Below are 3,167 nucleotides of genomic sequence, written 5' to 3'. Positions count from 1 at the left end.
CTTTTTTTGTTTGGTTGTAAATTTATGTTAGTAAATTTGCTCATCTACAGTCAGTTTACACAAATACGAACACTTTTGCACGGTACAGCTATTTTGAAAAATATTTTTTAGAAAGCAAGTCATTTCACTTATAAAAAAGCGAACATTTGTTTATGATTATAGTAAAAGGATAAAGGGGAGGAATAGCATATGCCAACCGCATGGGAAACATTAAAAAAGATTACAAAATTATCAGATTACGAGACATTACCCGCTTCGCTCCGCCACGAGATTGAAAAAACTTTAGAACGAGTCAAGAAAGCCGAAACAATTTATCAATTAAAAATCCAGTTGCGTGGTATTCGTCCACCGATTTGGCGACGTGTGCTCGTCCCAAGCGACATAACATTCGATCAGCTCCATCTCATTATTCAAGAGGCGATGGGATGGGGAAATTACCATTTGTATCAGTTCGAAACAAGTGATGCGATTATTGACGTCCCGCATCCAGATGATCATTTTATGACTCTTTGGAAGGACAAGCTCGATTCACGAAAAACACCGATTAAAAAATATTTAAGTAAAGAGAAACAAAAAGTGTTGTATACGTATGACTTCGGGGACAACTGGGATCATATCATTACATTGGAGAAAATCGAAAAACGAATCGAACCGTTAACTCATCCGATTTGTATCAAAGGATCACGAGCATGCCCTCCCGAAGATGTTGGTGGAGTTTGGGGTTACCAAGATGCAATCGATATGATGAAGGATCATACGCGGAAGCAAGAGCGTCAAGAGTTTTTAGAATGGTATGACGAATGGCACGGAGACGATTTTGATCCAGAGCGCTTTGACATCGAAGAAGTAAACCAACGACTTGCGACCATTCGCTTCAAGTAGCGCGAAAATGTGAGAGGACTGCCGAAGAGGGGCAGTCCTCTCACGTACGAACGTCTGTTAGTAACCGATTATTAAACCTCCCTCAAAAAATGTGTTAGCGCCTGTAAAGAAGGATGGCTAAAATTCCAGTATCCCTTTTTTGCTGCAACTCCAATGCTTGTTACTAATTCTGACTGGGACCCTAGAAAAACATGTGCTTTTGCTTTAGATAAGTTCTTTGGTATACATCCCTTTTGCTTGATGCACTCAAAAAATGATTCAATACAACTAATGACAGGCTGATCGGCAACAGAAGACATACAAAGATCCTCCAATATTCCCTTCTCGAAATTCCCAGGCATAATATAAATTCCCACTTTTCGTCCCTCGTGTTCTCTCAGCTCATTTTGAGAACTCGGCGTGTGAAAATGAATCGAATGTAATGCACTTCTTGCGCTTGCAAATGCGTCATCTGCATTGTCATCTGCATCTCTTACAATAATTAATGTTTTAACCTTCTCGAATCCTGTTAATAAAGCAAGCATTTTTAGTTCTTTCGCAAAGTTTCCTTTCCCGCCAACATCAATAATTTCAAAACCTTCTATTCCACTTTGTTCTAACAAGGCTTCGAAAAAATTAACCTCATCTTTTCCCTCAACTAGAAGAAGTTTCTCTCTTGTAATTTCCCTCGGCTTTAAGCTCACCGCACTTCCCACCCTTGTTCAACTGCCATTTGAATCATAGAAAAGGAAAACGTTTTGGGAACAATTTTCTCCTTTGTCCGTTCAAGACGTATATAACGAAAATCATCTTTCTTCTCCGATATGCCAGTTACCGCACTACTTAAACATTCATAGCTATGAGTTGTGGCGAAAATTTGGCAATCATAATCGTTAGCTGCTTTCATTAAAATATCCCATATTTTTGGCATTGTTGAATAATGAAAGCCATTTTCAATTTCATCAATAAAAACAACTCCGTTGCGGGTATAGGAAATAGCTAGTAATATCGTTAACAATCTAGACAGACCGTCTCCCATGTAAGCGATTGGCACTTTTTTCACCAAGCCGATGTCGCCATACAGCATGGATTCCCCATTCGGTAGTGCGATAGAGACGAGACTTCTTAATCTTGGTTCGATCGTTTGTAAATATGGCAACAACTGCTCTGCTTCACCACGAATATCTAGTTCACCATAACGAACCGCTGTTTCGACAGGATTAAAAGGAATTTTAGAGCCAAGGAAATACGCATGTTGCTCCTCTTTGAACTTTGCTTGCACGACCTGCATGCCAAACCCGCCATTCGTATTAATGAAAAAGTGAAAAAGATCCTCCTCTTTTCGCTTCGCATCCTTGTACTCGATTTCTACTAGACTTTGAATCGATTCATTTGAACTCCCTAATCTCTCATCTATTCTTACTGGAACAGAAAAAACATGTTGATTTTCATCTTTAAAACGAAGGGACATAATTTCTTCTGCACCACGCCCTCTTACAATTTTGATTTGGATTATTTTCGACAAGTCAAAATTGCAAAAGATAGGAGCAAACATCGTATCAGGTCGAATTGGCATACCAGCCACCCCTCGCCAGTTATACTGTCGAAGTAGCATATTAGGGTTTAGGCGATCAAAAAACAAAAATAACGCTTCCAGCAAAGTTGTCTTTCCTACATTGTTTTTACCACCAAATAAATTTATTCGTCCTAAATCACTCAACACAAGATGGTTTAAACTTTTGAAATTCTTAATTTCTACAAAACGAATCACTTCTATTCACCTACTATGTCATTTTTGTATTGAAAGTAATTTATACCTTTACATTAGTATGTATCATTTATTAAAGCTCTGCTTATTTTCTTTTCAACATATTGCTTTAAATTCCTTCAAGGAAACAAGCTCCTAAGTTCCTATATTTAATTTAAAAAAATTTAAGAAGGGCTTGTTTTAAGTAATCCTTTTCTATTATTATCATACAAACCAACTAATAACAAAAACAACGGAAAAGCCGACAAAAGCGATGATTGTTTCCATCACTGTCCATGATTTGAGCGTATCTTTTACCTCTAAACCAGAATAGCGATTGACGAGCCAGAATCCTAAATCGTTGACGTGTGAAAAAATGAAATTGCTCTTACATGGGGACTTCTCCTTTCAAATGTTGGATCGCACTTTCATTTTAAAGGAGATCCACAGGCAAGGGCTATTTTATGCTTACTCGATTTTATCTAGCATCATGGGGTTAAAATTAATGGTTCATCACCAAATTTTGTGATTTAGTGACAAAAAAGAGAAAGCACTGACG

The 3,167-nt window shown here is 37.8% G+C and carries 3 protein-coding genes and 1 pseudogene; 1 reads left to right on the top strand and 3 read right to left on the bottom strand.

All coding sequences use genetic code 11. From position 1 onward, the window contains the following. The first annotated feature begins 189 nt into the window (after positions 1-189). Complete coding sequence (locus tag V7Z64_RS12560; RefSeq protein ID WP_297991240.1) at positions 190-882, top strand: plasmid pRiA4b ORF-3 family protein; 693 nt, start codon at positions 190-192, stop codon at positions 880-882. 71 nt (positions 883-953) lie between these two features. Here V7Z64_RS12560 and V7Z64_RS12555 read toward each other — a convergent pair whose 3' ends face one another. The 3 genes and pseudogenes from V7Z64_RS12555 to V7Z64_RS12545 all read right to left on the bottom strand — a co-directional run. After that, the gene (locus tag V7Z64_RS12555; RefSeq protein WP_297991242.1) at positions 954-1,565 is read right to left on the bottom strand and encodes a DUF3226 domain-containing protein; all 612 of its coding nucleotides are present in this window, start codon (positions 1,563-1,565) and stop codon (positions 954-956) included. After that, positions 1,562-2,632: an AAA family ATPase gene (locus V7Z64_RS12550; protein ID WP_297991244.1), complete on the bottom strand. Its 1,071-nt coding sequence runs from the start codon at positions 2,630-2,632 to the stop codon at positions 1,562-1,564. Before V7Z64_RS12550 ends, V7Z64_RS12555 begins: the two co-directional genes overlap by 4 nt. Before the next feature lie 201 nt (positions 2,633-2,833). Then, a pseudogene (locus tag V7Z64_RS12545) lies at positions 2,834-2,986 on the bottom strand (GntT/GntP/DsdX family permease); the annotation flags it as partial. Between the last annotated feature and the right edge of the window lie 181 nt (positions 2,987-3,167).

The sequence above is a fragment of the Anoxybacillus sp. genome (genome assembly GCF_036834105.1).
Lineage (GTDB): Bacteria > Bacillota > Bacilli > Bacillales > Anoxybacillaceae > Anoxybacillus.
The sequence above is the reverse complement of the archived record's forward strand: the minus strand, read 5'-3'. Positions and strand labels throughout refer to the sequence as shown.